This window comes from Litorilituus sediminis (assembly GCF_004295665.1).
Classification (GTDB): Bacteria; Pseudomonadota; Gammaproteobacteria; order Enterobacterales; family Alteromonadaceae; genus Colwellia; species Colwellia sediminis.
In genome coordinates this window covers 827867-847633 of sequence record NZ_CP034759.1, presented here as the reverse complement: position 1 = coordinate 847633, position 19767 = coordinate 827867, and the positions used below count along the sequence as shown (strand labels likewise).

Annotated in this window: 14 protein-coding genes; 6 read left to right on the top strand and 8 right to left on the bottom strand. The window is 40.0% G+C overall.

Annotated elements, in window-relative coordinates; genetic code table 11:
* Positions 1–249 precede the first annotated feature (249 nt).
* From EMK97_RS03840 to EMK97_RS03805, 8 genes are all read right to left on the bottom strand, one after another.
* A complete protein-coding gene (locus EMK97_RS03840) occupies positions 250–927 on the bottom strand; it encodes a GAD-like domain-containing protein (protein WP_130599600.1) in 678 nt (225 codons plus the stop codon).
* On the bottom strand, positions 927–1985 hold the full coding sequence (locus EMK97_RS03835) for a polymorphic toxin type 15 domain-containing protein (RefSeq protein ID WP_130599598.1): 1059 nt from the start codon (positions 1983–1985) through the stop codon (positions 927–929). The genes EMK97_RS03840 and EMK97_RS03835 overlap by 1 nt, the downstream gene beginning before the upstream one ends.
* Before the next feature lie 191 nt (positions 1986–2176).
* Complete coding sequence (locus EMK97_RS03830; RefSeq protein ID WP_130599596.1) at positions 2177–2677, bottom strand: hypothetical protein; 501 nt, start codon at positions 2675–2677, stop codon at positions 2177–2179.
* A 38-nt stretch (positions 2678–2715) separates the two neighbouring features.
* Complete coding sequence (locus tag EMK97_RS03825) at positions 2716–3468, bottom strand: Imm49 family immunity protein (protein WP_130599594.1); 753 nt, start codon at positions 3466–3468, stop codon at positions 2716–2718.
* A gap of 3 nt (positions 3469–3471) precedes the next feature.
* Positions 3472–6372: a hypothetical protein gene (locus EMK97_RS19170; protein WP_246028872.1), complete on the bottom strand. Its 2901-nt coding sequence runs from the start codon at positions 6370–6372 to the stop codon at positions 3472–3474.
* Positions 6373–6443: 71 nt separating this feature from the next.
* Positions 6444–7244, bottom strand: a complete 801-nt coding sequence (locus tag EMK97_RS03815) for a PoNe immunity protein domain-containing protein (protein WP_246028871.1) — start codon at positions 7242–7244, stop codon at positions 6444–6446.
* Positions 7245–7255: 11 nt separating this feature from the next.
* Positions 7256–8008, bottom strand: a complete 753-nt coding sequence (locus EMK97_RS03810) for a PoNe immunity protein domain-containing protein (protein ID WP_130599592.1) — start codon at positions 8006–8008, stop codon at positions 7256–7258.
* 8 nt (positions 8009–8016) lie between these two features.
* Positions 8017–11697, bottom strand: coding sequence for a contractile injection system protein, VgrG/Pvc8 family (locus EMK97_RS03805; protein WP_130599590.1), 3681 nt, complete (start codon positions 11695–11697; stop codon positions 8017–8019).
* 301 nt (positions 11698–11998) lie between these two features.
* Between EMK97_RS03805 and EMK97_RS03800 the strand changes: the two genes are divergently transcribed.
* From EMK97_RS03800 to tagF, 6 genes are read left to right on the top strand one after another with little or no spacing between them, the layout of a single operon-like run.
* A complete protein-coding gene (locus tag EMK97_RS03800; protein WP_130599588.1) occupies positions 11999–12484 on the top strand; it encodes a hypothetical protein in 486 nt (161 codons plus the stop codon).
* A 29-nt stretch (positions 12485–12513) separates the two neighbouring features.
* Entirely contained in the window at positions 12514–12978 is a 465-nt protein-coding gene (gene tssJ / locus EMK97_RS03795) for a type VI secretion system lipoprotein TssJ (RefSeq protein WP_246028870.1), read from the top strand.
* Positions 12979–14319: a type VI secretion system baseplate subunit TssK gene (gene tssK / locus EMK97_RS03790; RefSeq protein WP_130599584.1), complete on the top strand. Its 1341-nt coding sequence runs from the start codon at positions 12979–12981 to the stop codon at positions 14317–14319.
* Positions 14320–14350: 31 nt separating this feature from the next.
* A complete protein-coding gene (icmH, locus tag EMK97_RS03785) occupies positions 14351–15082 on the top strand; it encodes a type IVB secretion system protein IcmH/DotU (RefSeq protein WP_130599582.1) in 732 nt (243 codons plus the stop codon).
* A gap of 1 nt (position 15083) precedes the next feature.
* Positions 15084–18758, top strand: a complete 3675-nt coding sequence (tssM, locus tag EMK97_RS03780) for a type VI secretion system membrane subunit TssM (protein ID WP_130599580.1) — start codon at positions 15084–15086, stop codon at positions 18756–18758.
* Between the two features lie 9 nt (positions 18759–18767).
* Positions 18768–19766, top strand: coding sequence for a type VI secretion system-associated protein TagF (gene tagF, locus EMK97_RS03775; RefSeq protein ID WP_130599577.1), 999 nt, complete (start codon positions 18768–18770; stop codon positions 19764–19766).
* The last annotated feature ends 1 nt before the right edge of the window (position 19767 follow it).

Sequence of the window (19767 nt, the reverse complement as noted above, 5' to 3'; positions counted from 1 at the left end):
AAGGTTGCGGCAGCGAGGGTAATTGCGCCATTGGCATTTTTGACGATAACTTTACCGACACCTTTTACGGCAGAGCCTAGGAGCTTCAGCTATAGAAAGTGGTATAAAGCCGATACCTATAAAGGTTAACCCACTCCTATTATTAGGGAGTGGGTTAATTTGGCATCCATTCCAAATTATTAAAGAGCTTTGTCGTTCTAAAGTAATAAAAGTGGCTTACTCAACGCATTCGTGAGGTAAGAATAGCTGTTAACCGAAAGCCTTTTGAATAAGACCATCTTTATCTAATAATTCTTTGTGACCAAATGAAGCAAGCATTGTTAGATGAGCAAAAATATTGACCTTGGTTGTATTTTCTAACTTTGCTTCACCCCCTAAAAACAAGGCTGGTTCAAAAGCGTACATTTCATCGTATGCAAGCGGTTGATGTATAAGTTTACATTGTTCGAATAGTGGTTTGTTGTTATTGTCTTTAATATTTACATATTCTGCTACTTGGCAGCCGAAAAAAAACATTAAAGCTTCATTTTCATTTCCATTTAAGATTTCTTGGCAATCACCTTCTTGTTGAATGATCCACCCATTTCTAGGTGAAACTTTATATTGATAACCTGTTTGTTGACCCCATAAATAAAGGTCTCCAAATGCATCTCTTGCAATAACAAAATAAGAATCGTTTTCAATAATGTCTGTGTCATCTAACCATGCATCTAACACATCTTCATAGTGTTCTGGATTCACTAGCCAAAATAAGCCATCGTTGAATCCACTGAAACCAAATTCTTGCCAGTACTCTAACAATCTATTTGGTAGTTTATTTTTATATTTGTTAATAATATCTACTGGTACTATATTTCGCTCTCTAGGTAGATAAAACTCATCAAGAAAGCACTCTAACTCTTCGTCAACTTCAAAGTTTACGGCCATTATTTACACCTTTCTAATTGAATATTCATTTGCGCATTTGCCCCTTTCAATTCCATTGCTTCTTTAGCTGCTTTATCCATTCCTGATACTCTATCAGACTTTGACCATTGTGAGCCTAACGAAGAGTTTACTCTTTTGTCTCCTAGTTTACTTATTTTATCTTCACCACCGGCTATCAGATCTGGATCGTGTAATGCAGCCAATTGAGACATTTGCTCTTTAACTTTGCTCTTAGCTAATTTCTTCGCTTCGAGTCCTGTAATATTTTGTTTTTTTAAACTTCTTCTAATAGAAATTAACATCAGGGCTTCTAGTTCTTTTCTTGCAGAAGTCTGGGCAGCACCGCCATTAGTTAGAATTTTCCTAGCCTTATCATGACCATGCTCAACTGTGAGTTGTTGAAGCGTCTTTCGATTATTTAGATATTGCCCCACCGTCATTTTATTTATACCAGCTTGTTGAGCTTTAAGCTGCTTATAAAATTCTTTTTCTAATGCTTGTTTACCACCTTTAAAGTTTTTAGCTAAATCTGGACCCGGAGTAAAGCAAGGTGGGTTATGTTTTTTCATTATAATCGGTTTTGGAGAAGCACCGGGCAATTTTTTACCTTTCGGTGGGTCTAGCTCATCTGTTTTAACTTTCTTAACATCACCTGTTTTACCTGCGTGCGCTAACTCACCCGTATACTCATCAAGGGCTTTGTTGGTTTTAGCTTCAAGCACTTTGGCGGCTTTGGCAATACCGTCTTCAATTTTGGGTAATACTTCACTGAGCTGCTTACTGTGCTTGGTGAGGCTTGCTATCGCTTCATCACTTAAGGTGGCTTTAAGAACCCAACTGTCAGTGATGCTGTTAAGGGCATCGCGTAGGGCGATAATTTTTTCAGTTATTAAGGCACTACCTTCTTTGGCGAGACCTTGCCAGTCAATATTTTTGATATAGGCAATGGGATCACCTTTACCGAGTTTGCGTAAGGTTGTAGCAGCGAGGGTAATTGCTCCATTGGCATTTTTTACGATAACTTTACCGACACCTTTTACGGCAGAGCCTAGGAGCATCAGCTATAGAAAGTGGTATAAAGCCGATACCTGTTCAGATTAACCCACCCTCATAATTGAGAAGGTGGGTTCATTTGGCATCCATTCCAAATTATTAAAGAGCGGTGTGCTTTCAAGGAAATGAAAGCGATATATTCAACACATTTGCAAGATAAGTTCTCGCAAAATAACGGTGAGTAACAAAGAAAGTTTTATTGCTCGATTAATACGGCAACAGATTTACCTTGCTCAACTGCATCTCTAAAAGTAACAAAGTATTTGTCGCGCACTATCTCATAGGCTTCAGGGTTTACTTCGTCACTATCGTCTTTTTCAATTTCGGCAATAATTTGTCGGCCTTCCAAACTGTCGATATCAAACTCATATTCTTCTTGCATTACGGTATATAAATCTTTCACCATATCCGCAGGAAAAAAACCAAAGCTGCCACTGATATCAGCATCAGGTGGTAGCAGTTTGTGAGGATAAAAATTAAAACTGGCAATAAGTAGCAGTTTACTGTTACCCGCAATAGCATCCCAAAGCTGTAATGCTGGCTCAAAACCACGCATGTTCATTTCGATAGTTTGCCAACGAGTTGCTTGCTCTTCGGTTACTTCAAGTAAGGTTTGATATTTACTTTCATCATCACCTGACAATGTTGTAGGGTATTCGTTTTCATCAACAAGGTAGAGGTGTATTAAGCTGCTCATGAGTTATTCCGTTATAATGTGTTAAAGTAATAATTAAATCAATCAATTAAAAAAAGTGGTAAGTATAATGAATCAGTCTCACATTGCCAGCCATGCAACTCTTTACCGAGTTTTGCCATGGTTAGTGCATTTAAGCAGATAAAACCGTCTATTATGTCTTTATAGTCACCGAATTTACATTCATTGCTATGCCATTTTACCGCTTTATCGATTGACGATTGCCATAGTGCTTTTTCTCCTGAAACAAGTGCGCTGATTGTTTCTATTAACGGTAAAAAAAATTGTAATACGTCTTTATGTTTGGCTGTTTTTGCATTATCTAGGGCTTTAGTTATCGCCAGCCCTGTAGGTTGTTCACCTGTGGCTATTTGCATTAATAAATAGTCATATTGATAAATAGCAGGATGTACAATGTCATCCTCTGTTAGTGACCAATCAAGTGTTTTTATTCGTTGTAGTAATTCAGGCTCTCCAAACAATAAACAGATGTTCAACTCTTTTTGAATTGACCAGTCTGATTTATGAGTTTTTAACTCTGGGTCAAATCCCCGTAAAAACGCATACGGTGCTGCTTTTTGTAGGTTAGGTTTGACTTGGTCGAAGTTTTCTAACGCGAAATGTGTATAAGCAATTTCGATGTACTGGCTTGTGAGCCAAAAGGTTGCATTTTTTCGATCTTCAAGCTCAGCTGTCTTGTTTGCTATTTGAGGTTCGCGGTGCTCAACCATATAGTTAAGATCATCGTATAGCTCGTTCAAATCATCTAATTTGTATTTATTTAGTTTCAACATTGATTATCCAGTAGGAAGTTCTTGCAGTTTACCACCAATTACTGAACCATTATCTTCTATAGCCTCAATAATTAATTTGTTCGTTTTAGGTTGTTCACGCTTTATTGCTTTTAACAAATCTTGCCCGAGCTGATTTCTATCAGGGTATTTTTTTGAGTTTTTCATACGATTAAGATTCATTTCAATCCAGTCATCGTCCATTTGAGTGAAACCTTTACTTGTTTTACCAAGTTTCGCTCCAGGTCCTTTTGCTTCCACAATAAAATATTCGAGTACTTTACCGTCTTTATCACGTTTTGCCCAAACTTGGTCAACACCTGGGCCAGGACCAAAGCCTAACTCCATTTGTGCCGGTGGTGGTGGCTTACTAAAATGCTTTTCCATGTAAGCACTAGCTGTGCGCTCACCTTTTACTTCGGTTAATCTAGCTTTAAAAGCACCAATACGGCGGTTAGAATCACCATTTTCAATGGCTTTCGCGAGTTTTTTCTCGTAAGCCGCTTCATACTCAGCTAGATTCTTGTAATGCTTGTCTAGAATAGGGTTACGCACGCGCTTAATAGGTGGAGCACCGTTTAACTCGTTACCACGCTCCGTTTTTTTCTCTAGCGTTTTAACCTTTTTAACATTACCTGTTTTACCTGCGTGCGCTAACTCACCCGTATACTCATCAAGGGCTTTGTTGGTCTTAGCTTCAAGCACTTTGGCGGCTTTGGCAATACCGTCTTCAATTTTGGGTAATACTTCATTGAGCTGTTTACTGTGCTTGGTGAGGCTTGCTATCGCTTCATCACTTAAGGTGGCTTTAAGAACCCAAGTGTCAGTGATGCTGTTAAGGGCATCACGTAGGGCGGTAATTTTTTCAGTTATTAAGGCACTACCTTCTTTGGCGAGACCTTGCCAGTCAATATTTTTGATATAGGCAATGGGGTCACCTTTACCGAGTTTGCGTAAGGTTGCGGCAGCGAGGGTAATTGCGCCATTGGCATTTTTGACGATAACTTTACCGACACCTTTTACGGCAGAGCCTAGCACAGGTATAAAACCGATACCCGTAAGCGTTAAGGCAATCCAGCCCATGGTATCATTGGCTTTATCATCATCGGTCAGTAGCATAACATTGGCGCACACATCTCGACAGTCCATCACTTGGTCTATCACAGGTATCATTGAAATAACCGAGCCAACAACTATTTGGCTAGTGCTCGGGTTTTCGTTGAAGTCACCTTGTAATGTGCCCCATAGCCAATCACCTGCATCAGCAGCAATACTTCCAGCTTCGCTTAGTAAACTGGTCTCGCCACTTTCAATCATGGCAATGGCACTTTGTGGAGATATTTTTCCATAAAGTGGGTTTGGTGTCGTGTGTTCTACAGGTTTATATTCACGACTATCTTCCCCGAATTGTACGGTATATTGCCCAGTCGGCATGTCGGTAATTTGTGCTTTACCATTGGAATCAAGGTTACCCTCTATCGTGGTACCGTCGGCTAATAGCAAGGTGTAAGGAGCTTCTTGTACTGGCTCACCGTCTTGGTAAAGGTATTCAAGGTCAATGGTTTGAGCTGTTTCGGTTAAACCGCTAATGCCTGTAAGGTTTATATCGCTTATGCGAGCAGTATTGCTAGGTGCTTTAGCGTTTGGCTCAGTAGCATTTTGTGGTGACTCAATGTCATATTGTACGTCGCCATCAAAGGTGATTATTTGTCCGTTTAGGGTGAGAACATCACTTCCGGTTAACTCAACATTTCCGTTGTTATCGAGTTTAATCATACCGTTTTGACTAAATAGCGTGATGTTGCCATTGCCTGAGCCTTCAATGCTTATGTTGGAATCAGCATTAATGAGTGTGGAGCCTTCAGGTATATTGATTGCTAAATCACCTTGAGCTGCCGTGAGTAATAGTTCACTGATTGCCCGAGCGGTCATCCCTTTTTGAGTGAGTAGGCTGGTATGGTTAACCGATTCAATACTCACCTGTTTTGCGGTATAGCTTGTTTGTAATCCACTTTGCATATGAAGTAAAGTGCCCTGGGGTTCAGTTTCTGCATTAAGGTGAACATGGGTTTTTGCTTCAATGCGCTGATCAATACCGGCATGACATTCAACATTTTGTGCTGTACTGCTTAATAACAAATCTTTAGCGGCGTGAAGCTTAATGCTACCTAAACGAGATAGCCACTCAACATAAGGAGTGGCAAGCGTGGTGGCGTTTAATTCAAGGTAGTGTTCGCTGCCCAAGGTTTGTAAGATAATAAGTGGCACATCAGGGTCATCATCAAAGCGAAGTTCATGACCAAAACGCGATAATAATCGGTTATGAAAAGCGTTGTCACAATTTACCACCGATGGTTGTTCGTCATTCATATCAAACCCGAGAATGTAGGCTTGCGAAGGATCGTTATTGTAACAACCAATGAGCACTTGTGAGTCTTGCGTTAACGGGAAATGCCACCCCGTCGCTTGAGGCTGTTCGGTACAGGCATAGTGCACTAGTTTTTTTAATGGTTTTGAACTTTCAAGCGGCTCAGTTGCTTCATTTTCAAAGGCGTATTTTATATGGTAATCACCACTGTTTGTTAATGTTGGCTCAGGGGATAATGTTTCCACCTTGGCAGAAAACACCATAGGCAGAGATGGAAACTCTGTCAGCGGCAGCTTAAATGGACTAGCTCGTAAAATGGCCTTTACCACACAGTAATATTTAGTTAGGCCATCTTGGCTATTTTCATCACTCGGTTGCTGACAATGATGTTCAACACTGATACATAAATAATCACCACTGGCATTCAGGCCACTGTTATCACTGAGTGAGAATGAACAGCTAGCAAAGACATCGGGCACATTGCTGGTTAAGGTTAACCCACCCTCATTATTGAGAAGGTGGGTTAATTTAGTATCCATTTTAAATTGTTAAAGAGCTTGTAATAAGCGACTTACTCAGCACATTCGTGAATAAGAGAACATTTTTTTAGTTACTTAATTAAGTCAATGGGCAGCATAGAATGGCTCGGTAACTGACTTTTAGGGACATTTAAAATATTTGCCACTAATGACAATTCAAAGCACCAATAGCCAATGTAGTAATCAGTGTATTCAAACTCGCAATCAATATCATGGGTGCTATGCCAGTCAGCTTGGTCTTCAAGGCGCTCGTACCAATTACTGATAAAAGTATTGAGTAAGTCAGGTTGCTCGGCTTTAGTAGCCGAGAATACAGCAGCTAATGGCTGGTATATTTCAGGGTAATACAGTGTTGATGAAATAGGGCGGTCGACATCACCTAAAGCCATCGCAATATTATCAAGTAGGGCATCTTTACCTTGTTCGCCGATAATCGCTAATACGTCATCAATATGTGCTTGGTCAACCTCACAGCCTTGTAATAGCGCTAACCACCATAAGGTGTAAATATAGCGATTAATGTTAGCAGAGCCAACGGCATCGGCTTGACCGCCGAGTTTTTCAAACGCATTGCGATAAAATTGATGAGGCCTAGGTAATTTATCGCAATAAGCCTTAAGTTGCTTACGATAAGGTAATATCTCTAATACGTAACGCCTTACATCACTTAAATGTGCGCCGTAAGAGTAATGTGCCACGGCGCGCATAATGGCTAATTGATAAATACGCTGTGCTGTATCGACACGCGCAGAAGGGGAGGTGAAATTACCTGCCTCGAGGGCCTCTTGTGTCTCGTTAATTCCTACTTGTATATCCACAAGGAAGGTTTCAAAGTAATCCGTTGTTTTACGACTATCGCGCATATCAGACATATAACCCTCTCTTATTGAGCCGCTTGCCAATGAACTAAATCTTTAGGGTAGTATTCATGGTCGATAAAGCTGCTATCGTCTATGTTGTATAACTTAACCACTAAGGCGGCCTCCCAACACCAATAGCCGCTATAGGCATCGTTATCCAAAAGATGTGAATCTGGACTTCCATATAACTTATACCAAGCATCTAAATAAGCTTTTACTGCCGCAGGGCGTTGGCTAGGCTCTGCCTCAATTACCTTGAGCAGTTTACTAAAACGCTTTTTAAATAACGTGGTATCGGCTATATCACGGTCTGTATCTCCCATGGCAACGGCGATATTGTCTAATAATGCATCTTGCCCTTGGTTGGCGATTAATTCGAGCACTTTTAGGTAGTAGGCTTGCCCCATATCAAGGCAATAAGCGAAAGCAAGCCACTTTAGCCATTTTTCCAGATAATCTTCACGAATTTCTTCCTTAATAATTCGTAGTTTTTGGTCTTTCGCTGATAATGAATCGGCATAGTTTTTTAGGTGCTGTCTGTATTCTAATGCTTGATTTAACAGTGGGATAAGTTCTTTTAGTTTATCTCCACGGCAATAGCTGTAGTGCATCAAATTAATAGTATCGTCGACGATTCCAGAAGAAATATTCATTTTTACTTCGGGACATAGACTAGTATCTGTTATTAAATCATCAATATCCTCTTCAATACATTCAGAGCTATACTCTATATACTCATCAAAATAGACCTTGTCTCTTCGTGTGTCTCTTATCATTTTATGTCCTAAAAACCACTTGTATTACCAATTATTTTGGCATCTTTATCTAAACTTTTTACTACTAAGCTACCATCTAATTTATTACGAATTAGAAGCTTTTCTACGGAGCCAGAGTTTTTACGTAAAGCCCTTAGTATCTTTTTCCGATCTTTTAAGCCTATCCCCATTTTTTCAAGCCGTTTATCAGTAATCCAATCATTACTCATTTGTTTGCCATCTTTGGTTTTACCTAAGCGAGCAGTGTTGTACTTAGCCTCGGTGATAACAAAGTCAGGCGGCGGGTTGGGGTGATTATAAATACCATCAATGCCTGTTTCACCCGGCTTGTAGTTGCCATCGGTTCTGCCAAGGGGCGTGTAGCCTTTTTCTCCCATGAGCTGATGGGCATTATACTCACCTGCGGCGGCTTTTTTATGATTCATTGATTTAAATTGAGTGAAATCATCAGGCGTTTTTCTTGAAGGTAAATCAAGGCGTTTGGCTTGTGCGCCTTTTAATTCGTTCCCCTTAGGGGCATCGAGTTCAAGAGTTTTAGCCTTTTTGGGGAGGTTAGATACACCGAACCCTGCTAACTCACCTTGATAATCTTGTAAGGCTTTATTGGTTTTAGCTTCTAGCACTTTGGCTGCTTTGGCAATACCGTCTTCAATTTTGGGTAACACTTCATTGAGCTGTTTACTGTGCTTGGTGAGGCTTGCTATCGCTTCATCACTTAAGGTGGTTTTAAGAACCCAACTGTCAGTTATGCTATCAAGAGCATCACGTAGGGCGGTAATTTTTTCAGTGAGTAAGGTAGTGCCTTCTTTGGCGAGACCTTGCCAGTCAATATTTTTGATATAGGCAATGGGGTCACCTTTGCCGAGTTTGCGTAAGGTTGCGGCAGCGAGGGTAATTGCGCCATTGGCATTTTTGACGATAACTTTACCGACACCTTTTACGGCAGAGCCTAGCACAGGTATAAAGCCGATACCTGTAAGCGTTAAGGCAATCCAGCCCATGGTGTCATTGGCTTTATCATCATCGGTTAGTAGCATAACATTGGCGCACACATCGCGACAGTCCATCACTTGGTCTATTACAGGTATCATTGAAATAACCGAGCCAACAACTATTTGACTAGTGCTCGGGTTTTCGTTGAAGTCACCTTGTAATGTGCCCCATAGCCAATCACCTGCATCAGCAGCAATACTTCCAGCTTCGCTTAGTAAACTGGTCTCGCCACTTTCAATCATGGCAATGGCACTTTGTGGAGATATTTTTCCATAAAGTGGGTTTGGTGTCGTGTGTTCTACAGGTTTATATTCACGACTATCTTCCCCGAATTGTACGGTATATTGCCCAGCCGGCATGTCGGTAATTTGTGCTTTACCACTGGAATCAAGGTTACCCTCTATCGTGGTACCGTCGGCTAATAGCAAGGTGTAAGGGGCTTCTTGTACTGGCTCTCCATCTTGGTAAAGGTATTCAAGGTCAATGGTTTGAGCTGTTTCGGTTAAACCGCTAATGCCTGTAAGGTTTATATCGCTTATGCGAGCAGTATTGCTAGGTGCTTTAGCGTTTGGCTCAGTAGCATTTTGTGGTGACTCAATGTCATATTGTACGTCGCCATCAAAGGTGATTATTTGTCCGTTTAGGGTGAGAACATCACTTCCGATTAACTCAACATTTCCGTTGTTATCGAGTTTAATCATACCGTTTTGACTAAATAGCGTGATGTTGCCATTGCCTGAGCCTTCAATGCTTATGTTGGAATCAGCATTAATAAGTGTGGAGCCCTCAGGTATATTGATTGCTAAATCACCTTGAGCTGCCGTGAGTAATAGTTCACTGTTTGCCCGAGCGGTCATCCCTTTTTGAGTGAGTAGGCTGGTGTGGTTAACCGATTCAATACTCACCTGTTTTGCGGTATAGCTTGTTTGTAATCCACTTTGCATATGAAGTAAAGTGCCCTGGGGTTCAGTTTCTGCATTAAGGTGAACATGGGTTTTTGCTTCAATGCGCTGATCAATACCGGCATGACATTCAACATTTTGTGCTGTACTGCTTAATAACAAATCTTTAGCGGCGTGAAGCTTAATGCTACCTAAACGAGATAGCCACTCAACATAAGGAGTGGCAAGCGTGGTGGCGTTTAATTCAAGGTAGTGTTCGCTGCCCAAGGTTTGTAAGATAATAAGTGGCACATCAGGGTCATCATCAAAGCGAAGTTCATGACCAGAACGCGATAATAATCGGTTATGAAAAGCGTTGTCACAATTTACCACCGATGGTTGTTCGTCATTCATATCAAACCCGAGAATGTAGGCTTGCGAAGGATCGTTATTGTAACAACCAATGAGCACTTGTGAGTCTTGCGTTAACGGGAAATGCCACCCCGTCGCTTGAGGCTGTTCGGTACAGGCATAGTGCACTAGTTTTTTTAATGGTTTTGAACTTTCAAGCGGCTCAGTTGCTTCATTTTCAAAGGCGTATTTTATATGGTAATCACCACTGTTTGTTAATGTTGGCTCAGGGGATAATGTTTCCACCTTGGCAGAAAACACCATAGGCAGAGATGGAAACTCTGTCAGCGGCAGCTTAAATGGACTAGCTCGTAAAATGGCCTTTACCACACAGTAATATTTAGTTAGGCCATCTTGGCTATTTTCATCACTCGGTTGCTGACAATGATGTTCAACACTGATACATAAATAATCACCACTGGCATTCAGGCCACTGTTATCACTGAGTGAAAATGAACAGCCAGCAAAGACATCGGGCACATTGCCGGTTAACGTGATGGTGTTATCAAAAACGTGTAAAGCTTGTGATTGATGCTTAGCCACTAAATTTGCTTGGTGTTGGCTATGTGATACTGGTTGTGCAAAATTATGGCCAGCTAAATCATCGCCCGATAAGCGAGATTCATTTGCTATAGCACTGGCATTCCCAATACTCAATTGTGTTTCGTGTTGGCATTGACTAAAACCAACAAAGTTGGCTGTTGATACGATCTCATCAGGGGCTAATTGACGGTTAAAACCGTCACCGTGATGCACGTTTAGTACTCCTCTCGCTAAGTACGGGCTTGATAAGTTATTATCGCTAATAACAATCACTGATTGGCCATCGCGAGCCTTAAAAAAGTAGAATAGGCCATATTGACGTAGTAAGCGTTCAAAAAACTTGCGATTGCTTTCTAAAGCTTGCACACACTGACTCAATAACGGTAAAGGGCTAGCGAGTGAAAATTGAATCTGTGATTGATGGTAGCCTGCTTGAGTGAGTATTAGGCTAATAATATCTTTTAAGTGCGTATCGACAAAAATACGTGAATGATGACTGTTATTTAACAGTGATAATCGACTAGCAATGGTGAGTTGATAGCGACGTTTAAGTTGCGTTGTTAGTTGAGCTGCAGCAGAGGTATTTGCGCCAATTAAGCCTTGATCTTCAATGGCAAGTAGTGTGTAACTTAGCTGGTTTGAAATACCATCTTCACTAATAAACTCCAGTAATACCGGCTGACCTAACCCTTGTTGAAGTGCTGTTATATCAAAGGTATCAACAGTAACTAAAAAATGAGCGTCTTGGCTTAGGGTTTCTATCCCTTTGAGATGATTTGCTTCGTAGTGTCGAGTGCCGCAATTTATGATTAAGCGAGGGGATACCACATCGTTGTCCTTAACGAAATTTACTGAATCCATGAGCGTCGAATAGTAACGAAAATTTTATTTTGTGCAAATGTTTTTTCAGGAAAAATTTCATTTACACCCTGGTTTTATAATTGTAATAAAAAATATTGTTTAATTAAAACAATCATTTACTTGGGTTTTGTTCGGGTTTTAATGAGGTTCGGCTAATTTTGATTTGACATGGAAATAAAAATCACTATCATTGCCAGCATAAAGCACAGGGAAAGTTTTATTTGCGCGAGGTAGCGATATTTGTTGTAAAACAATTGTCGAAATCTAAGGTCAAATGAATAGTGAAAAGGAGACAAAGTAAATGGATTTTGTCACAGTGAATAATCAATCAATAGCATCACCAGATGCTGAACCAACGACTGAACCTAATGAATTAAGTTTCAAGCAATGCTTGATATCTTCAGTGTGGTCTCAAAGTCGCTTGGTTGCTTCCCTATTAGATCAAAGCGGTATCCCATATCATCGCGTTATTGAACCTAAAGCCCTTGAATTATTTATTATTTTAATTAATACCGAATTATCGACAGCTTACTTGTTGAATCACTTCAACACCTCATCATTAAATGCTCTGAATGATAATTTATTGCAAGTGCAGTCTAATGTGATTTCTTCATTGGATATGTTGGTTGTTGAAGCCTTTTCATATCAAGACAAAAATCGAAAAAAAACCCCCGTGATTAAGAGACTGTTAGGCCAGCATCATCGTTGGAAACATTGTGCGAAGTCACGATTTGAACGGGTGATTTGTACCGTATTAGAAAAAAACTTTATTAAGCTAAATTACTGAAACTAATTAATAATTAGGCGTTTACAATAATGAAAATAGCAAAACTAATCAGCGCAATTGCGTTAAGCACTGCGTTATGCGCATGTTCAAGCACTCAAGTTAATTTAGACGTGAGTGCTACAGATAACTTGAATTTGAATCAATTTAATGAACCACTTCCAGTGGTTTTAAGAATTTATCAATTGTCTGATATACAAAGTTTTAAAACTGCTACCTTTGAAGAGCTATGGAAATCAGATAAGTCAATTTTAGCTAATTCGCTTATTACTGTTGAAGAACGGACTGTCAATCCATCAGATAAGTTAAATATTTCTTTTGAACAAGCAAAAGAAGCAAAATTTGTTGCTGTATTTGCGCTTTTTAGGGATCGTGCAGATGATAATTGGCGCGTATATCATGAGGTTGATACTGGCACAGTACAGCTATCAACATCACTTGATTTATTGTTGACCAGTAATTCTGTCACTTTACCTAACAAGGAAGATAAAAAGTAAATGACACGTGTAGCAGGGTTAAAGCCCGTCTGGGCTGAAGGCGTATTGTTAGGACAACAGCACTTGCAGTTATTTGATGATTATCAAGAGCATATACAGTCAAAAAGGCAGTTCGCTTTGTCAGAGCTTAGCTATGGCTTCAGAAAAATTAGTATCGACCCTACAGCACTGGTACGTGGTGAACTTAATTTACTGAATCTTGAGTTTGTTTTGGAGTCAGGCCGATATGTTGAGTTTACTCGGACAATTAATAATGACCTTACCCTAGCCATACCTCAAGATTTAGAGCAGGCGATTGTTTATGTAGGTATCGCTTCAAATAGCTGTGCAACAGGTATCAGTGGTTATGAAAATGCTGGTCAATTAAGCGCCTTTCATGCCAATTATTTGGAGGTAACCGATGCTCATGATTCATCTCGTGTCCGTGAAGTCGTGGTTGCTGAGCCGAACATCTCTCTGTTTACTGAGCTTGATGCCAAAACATATTTTGATGTGCTACCTCTTTGTAAAATAGTCAGGGGGGCTAATGGTCAGTTTATGCTTGATGAAAAATTTGTTCCGCCGTTAATAGATATTAATGCCTCAAGTTATTTAACGGATTTGTTAATGCGAACCAATAACTTGGTCAATGCTAAGGCTAATGTGTTGTTAAATAGACGTAAAGGTTTAGGTGCTGTAACGGACTTTGGTCCCAATGAAATGAATAGTTTTTTGTTGTTAAGTGGTTTGTTGCCCAGTGCCAAAATGCTATCTCATATTAAGCAACTGGCACATGTTCATCCTGAGCGACTCTATTGTGAGTTTATTGAATTATTAAGTCGCATTTCTTTATTTGAACATAGTCAACTTGCTGATTCACTACCACCATATCAACATAAAAACCTTACTGAGGTTTTTGCTCAATTTGAACGTCTAATTACTCAGTTACTTGATGATGTGGTGCCTAAAAAAATGTCGGGCTTGAAACTAAATAAAGTTTCTGATGCTTTATATCAAATTCCAACGCTTGATTCTGCGCATTTAGCAAATAGTGACTTTTATCTTGCTGTGTATTTTGAGTCAAGCGACAGTAAATGGATCGATACTTTTGGCGAGCAAGTGAAAGTCGGTTCAATCGAAAATATTGAAGTAATTGTTGCCTCTGCGCTCAATGGTGTTGCGGTTACTCATTGTCAACGAACTCCCAATAAATTAGCAGTAAAAAGCGGATATGAATATTTTCGTTTAGAACCTCATGGTGATATTTGGCAGCAGATATTAGACGAACAAAGTATGGCTGTATTTGTGCCTTATCACTTACAAAACGCTAGTGTGGAAATAGTCAGTGTTGATAAACATTAATCAATTCATTTAACAAAGTTGTAAAAATAACATGGATGCTGTTGAAAATACCCCAGATTTGCTTACCTGTATTGCGCCTGTAATACATGCCTTAATGCCATTAAAACTAAGGTCTGATAGCCATAGTATCGCGAAAAATTTTCGTGAACATATTATCGAGTGCTTCGACCAGTTTGAAAAAAAGTGTTATGAAAATCAAATAACGACTTCACAAATGCAAGAAGCGAAATTTGCTTTGACAGCCACTTGTGATGAATTAGTGATGAGCTCTGGTGTTGATTTTAAAATGGATTGGATGAGTCGCCCTTTGCAACTTGAGTTCTATGGTAATAACCGTGCAGGTGAAGAATTTTTTGAGCGCATGGAAAAACTGCGTATGGGCAGTGAAGATAAACGAAAAGTGCTTGAAGTGTATTATGTTTGTTTGCAGATGGGCTTTGAAGGTACCTATAAAGTCAAGGGGATTGAGCAGCTTAAAGCCTTGATTGTTGATATACGGGCTCAGCTTGAAGATGCGACAGGTATAGCCAATATAACCCTATCTGACTATGGCACTCCGACAGAAGGCTTTGTGATGAAGGTGGGTAGAAACTTACCTTACTGGGTAATTTTTAGTATCGGTTTAAGTCTCATTATGTTTCTTTTTATGGGGTTTCACTATGTGATTAGCAGTGACGCGAAAGAAAGTAATCGAGTATTAGAGCAGAAATTAGAAGTGCTAAAGCAATTTAGTCAATCAGAGTTAAGTAAAGAGAGTAATTAACATGGCAGGACGCGCAAATACTAGTGGCTTAGTGCACTTTTTACTTGGCTTAGCCTCTTCTAGGGCTTCTGGGCAAGTTGTTGGCCTGATAGCGGTATTGACCATAGTATGGTTTGCTGGCCATTTAGTTGGCTTAGATACATCAGATAAAAAACTTATGGCTATGCTGGCTGTTTTTTCTGCTTTTGTGTTGTATTTACTCGCACGATGGTTTTGGACCAAGCGTTCTGGTGATCGTTTAGTGGCTGAACTTGCCACCCATAATGCGGGATCTCAAGCAGAAATAGATGAAATCCAGCACAAAATGACCGATGTATTACAATCGCTTAAAACTTCTCATTTAGGCGCTGGTCATCGTGGTAATGCTGCTTTGTATGCATTACCTTGGTATATGATCATAGGGCCTTCAGCAACAGGTAAAAGCACCTTATTTGCTAATTCAGGTTTACATTTTCCCTATGCCAATGCGAATGAACTACATGTACAAGGCTTTGGTGGTACGCGCAATTGTGATTGGTGGTTTTCTGATCAGGCGGTGCTAATTGATACTGCAGGTCGCTACACTACAGAGTCTGCAGATAACAACGAGTGGTTATCTTTTTTAGGTTTACTTAAAAAACACCGTCCAAAACTGCCTATCAATGGCGTTATTGTGGCGATTAGTGTCGCTGATATTCTCACCAGTGATAGTGAAGGTATTCGTCAACATGTCAAAACTGTACGAGAACGAATTCAGGAACTTATTAATGAGCTTGGGGTTATTTTTCCTGTCCATATTACGTTTACTAAAAGTGACTTAATCAGTGGTTTTGAACCTTTCTTTGCTGACTTATCTGAGAAAGACCGTGAGCAGGTTTGGGGCGCGTATTTACTTGATGAAAGTGAAGATCAAAGCCAAGACCCTGCCGAGTTGTTCGAATTACGTATGGAAAATTTATACCAACGCTTATGTGAGCAACGCTTAAGTAAGCTTGCACGCGAACGTAATGTTCATCGTAAAGCGCTTATATTCGATTTTCCTAACCAATTTAAATCTGCCTCAATAAAGTTAACTGAATTTGTTAATTTGCTCTTTAAAGATAACCCCTATCAAGAGGTGCCTTGGTTTGCCGGTGTGTATTTTACTTCAGGCACACAAGAGGGTACTCCTATTGAACGTGTTTTATCAGGTGTTAGAGAGCAATTTTGTTCAGTTGCTCTTGAGCAAAACCAAGAAACTATCACCAAAAGCTACTTTATTAATGGTTTTTTCAATGATGTTGTCTTTAAACTGCAAGACTTAACTCGTGGCAACCGAAGAGAACGAAAAATTCAACGTTGGCTAAAAGGGCTTTCTGTCTCTGCTACTTTAGCGAGCATTGCGGCAGTAGTGGCATTATTAACAACTTCATATACGATGAATAACCTGTTAATTGCATCGGGTGAAGAAAAAGCCACAACTTTGGTCGAGAAAGCATTAGCTGATGAGATTAGCTCTGTAGATCATGTAGCTGCTTTTATCGATGTTTTCGAACATTATGAACTTATACACTCTTATGAACAAAGTTTGCCATGGCGCTTTATTTTAGGGATATACGAAGGTGATGAAACATTGGCTTCGTTTAAGGCAATCACGTTACAAGAAATGGATACCTTGATTTCAGAGCCTATTCAAGCCTATGTCAATGAGCGATTAATGACTTACAGTCAAAGGTGGGAAATGGCCCATGACATGGATAGCAAGAATGAATTACGGCAAGAGTATTATCGATTATTAAAATTACAGTTAATGCTGTCACAATATCCACACCAAATGGATGCCGAATTTGCTCAGCAAGAGTTAACTAAGCATTGGCAAGGGTTACTTGGCTTAGACTTTAATAATGAAGAGCTAAAAGATTTTTCTCAAAAGTTAGCAGAAGTTATTGCTTTTTATATTAATCAATTTGGTTCAACCCTTGAACAACCTGGCAATATAGCGTTTTGGTCTCACGATGAATCACTGATCGCAACGGCTAGGCTGCACTTAGACACTCAGCCAGAGCCTGAACTGTTATATCAACAAATTATTGCCAGTAAGGCGGCTAAGAAAAAGCCTTTAACAATTAAGAACTTGATAGAGCCTAAAAACAAAAAGCTACTCGTGAGTAATTATCAAGTTCCTTATGCATTTACTAAAGCCGGTTGGGATGCGTACGTATATCCAGAGATCAACCGAGTAGTGACCATTGTCAGTTCTGGCGATTGGGTTATGGGGACGGCTAATGAAGCCGGTGAAAGCTTAATTGATCGTTCAAAGGCTGATGTGGTCGAGAAGGCGATACGCGCCTTGTACTTCAAAGATTACGCTAGTCATTGGTTAGCTTTATTAAGTGAAACACAAGTGAAGACGTTTAATGGTTTAGCAGATGCAAGTATTTCTCTAGCAAAGCTTAGTGCATTAGATGGCCCTTTTACGCAGTTAATGTCTAGCATTAATAAAAATATTCATTTAGATGATAAGCCTACTACATCAACTAACACTGTGGCTACAGATGCCGAAGAGCTCGCTAAAAAAGTCAATATAGACATGCCAATGGTGATGAAAAAGCGTGTGCCAGAATTAGAGAATCAGTTGGCTGACCTTAGACGCTTTACACAGAGTAATGAACCCGGGAAAGCGTCTGACTTCTTACAACAATATATTCGCACCTTGAGCACAGTTCATAGTGATATTAAAGCGCTTATCGCGAGCAATGAACCTGATAGTCAAGCAATGCAGTTTGCCCAACAATTACTTAGTGGTGAAGATGTCGATAGTGGAATTCAAGCTTCATGGATAGTGGTTGAGAGTCAATTAAGAGCGTTAGAGCCTGAGACTAAAAAATCCATTGAACGTCTCTTTAAAAGTCCTTTGCGTTCTAGCTTTAATGCTATAGCGGTTGTTTCGCGTCGACAACTTGATGAGGAATGGCAAGAAAATGTCTTTGCTTTGTATGAAAATGGTATTAAAGGAAAGTTTCCATTTTACAGTAAAGGCCCCGATGCTGCTGTGGATGATGTTTCCGAACTACTTAATGAGCGTACCGGGGTTTTGTGGACGTTTGTTAAGGACGAATTAGCTCCCTTTTTGAAAAAGCGCAAAGGCAAATGGGTAGAGCGTACGTGGAATGGTATGGGGGTCGGGTTTAGCGACAAGCTACTTGTTGGTTTAAAGCGCGCTAACAGAGTGACACGTTCTTTATTTCCTAAAGGCAGTGAAGACTCAGAATTTCAGTTTCAAGCCTTGCCTGTACCTCAGCGCGGTATTCGTGAAACCTATTTAGGCTTTAGTGAACAATCATACCGTTATCGTAATGAACCAGAAGAGTGGCGTAAATTTACCTGGCCAGGGCGGGGAACAACAGAAGTTGCGCGTGTTTATGCTGTTAGCCATGAAGGGAGAAGAGTTGAAGTTGAAATGGCTGGTCCTTGGGCGTTATTAAGAGTGTTAAATGAAGCTCAAATAAAATGGATTAAAGGTACAGAATATGCGGTTAACTGGCCCTTCTCTCAACAAAATAAAGCGGTTGAAACTAAGCTAACCGCTAAGTTTATGCTGAAATCTGGTCGTAGTAACGGCATTTTTAATAAAAATACTATGACTTCCTTTAGTTTGCCCAATACCTTGTTTACGCCTCAAGCGAGTAAACAAACGCATTTAGCAAAATTAAATTAAGGGAAGGCCATGTTTAGTTTGTTTAAAAAAAATAAAGAAAATAAGCCGGATATAGCTCGCAAAGATACCTTTGGTTATTTGGGTAAAACTCAATTGCGCCCAGACTTTATCAAGTATCAAGTAACAACGAGAGAGTCAATCGCACTTGATCACTGGGTGAAGGAAGGTTTTTCGCATGCTTCTAGACAGTCATCTCCCAAACAAGCTAATCAGAGTTTTGGCTTAACAAACTTATTTTTCATGGCCGGAAATGAATCGGAAGCCAGCTTACTCGGTGTAATAACGCCAAGTATAGACAGTAGTGGCAGACATTACCCATTTGCTAGCTTTGTTCATACGGGGCAAGCAGCTTATCGAATGCATCCAAGCGCTTTGTTTTTGAGTGAAAGTAATGACTTTGTTCATTTGTGTGAGCGAGTTAATGCAATCTTTATGTCGCAAGGTGAACAAGAAATGGTAGCAGAAGCTGCTAAGTTGTTGCCCATTGTTCATGTCTTAAAAACGCCAGCGAATATTAATCAGCTGTTAGAAAAATTTCGCAATATTCCAATGTCGACACTATGGCAAGCAACGGGGTTAGATACTCAAGAAGAGAGAGCTAAATTAATTCAAGAGTCTTCATTATTAATGCAGTCTATAGCCAATAGAGGTTGTTTAAGAACGCAAGTTGGCCTACGTTTTCCTATGCCTAATTTAACCCAAGGTTTTGAACTAATTGCCGCGTTCTGGCTTCACTTGGTTACCGTTATTGTTGCTGATCATAACTGGCGTCCTTGGGTTTTTTATCAAACTGGAAGTTGTGGTAAACCTGCTAGTTTAACTATTTTTACCACGCCAGTACCTGCCTCTTATTTTGATTGTATTTGGTCGGCAGAAGATAACCAGAATATCGTCGTCGATTTTTCTCTTGTTGCGCAATCCCAACCATTAGATACCGCTGTTTTAGAGTTGGCAAAAATGAACAATGTCAGCATGTATGATGCGCTGCGTCGCTGGTGCAAGGTATAGT

Excerpts from the sequence above, each read along its gene's own strand:
- EMK97_RS03840 (WP_130599600.1), bottom strand. The coding sequence starts at position 927 with ATGGCCGTAAACTTTGAAGTTGACGAAGAGTTAGAGTGCTTTCTTGAT.
- EMK97_RS03835 (WP_130599598.1), bottom strand. The coding sequence starts at position 1,985 with ATGCTCCTAGGCTCTGCCGTAAAAGGTGTCGGTAAAGTTATCGTAAAA.
- EMK97_RS03830 (WP_130599596.1), bottom strand. The coding sequence starts at position 2,677 with ATGAGCAGCTTAATACACCTCTACCTTGTTGATGAAAACGAATACCCT.
- EMK97_RS03825 (WP_130599594.1), bottom strand. The coding sequence starts at position 3,468 with ATGTTGAAACTAAATAAATACAAATTAGATGATTTGAACGAGCTATAC.
- EMK97_RS19170 (WP_246028872.1), bottom strand. The coding sequence starts at position 6,372 with ATGGATACTAAATTAACCCACCTTCTCAATAATGAGGGTGGGTTAACC.
- EMK97_RS03815 (WP_246028871.1), bottom strand. The coding sequence starts at position 7,244 with ATGTCTGATATGCGCGATAGTCGTAAAACAACGGATTACTTTGAAACC.
- EMK97_RS03810 (WP_130599592.1), bottom strand. The coding sequence starts at position 8,008 with ATGATAAGAGACACACGAAGAGACAAGGTCTATTTTGATGAGTATATA.
- EMK97_RS03805 (WP_130599590.1), bottom strand. The coding sequence starts at position 11,697 with ATGGATTCAGTAAATTTCGTTAAGGACAACGATGTGGTATCCCCTCGC.
- EMK97_RS03800 (WP_130599588.1), top strand. The coding sequence starts at position 11,999 with ATGGATTTTGTCACAGTGAATAATCAATCAATAGCATCACCAGATGCT.
- tssJ (WP_246028870.1), top strand. The coding sequence starts at position 12,514 with ATGAAAATAGCAAAACTAATCAGCGCAATTGCGTTAAGCACTGCGTTA.
- tssK (WP_130599584.1), top strand. The coding sequence starts at position 12,979 with ATGACACGTGTAGCAGGGTTAAAGCCCGTCTGGGCTGAAGGCGTATTG.
- icmH (WP_130599582.1), top strand. The coding sequence starts at position 14,351 with ATGGATGCTGTTGAAAATACCCCAGATTTGCTTACCTGTATTGCGCCT.
- tssM (WP_130599580.1), top strand. The coding sequence starts at position 15,084 with ATGGCAGGACGCGCAAATACTAGTGGCTTAGTGCACTTTTTACTTGGC.
- tagF (WP_130599577.1), top strand. The coding sequence starts at position 18,768 with ATGTTTAGTTTGTTTAAAAAAAATAAAGAAAATAAGCCGGATATAGCT.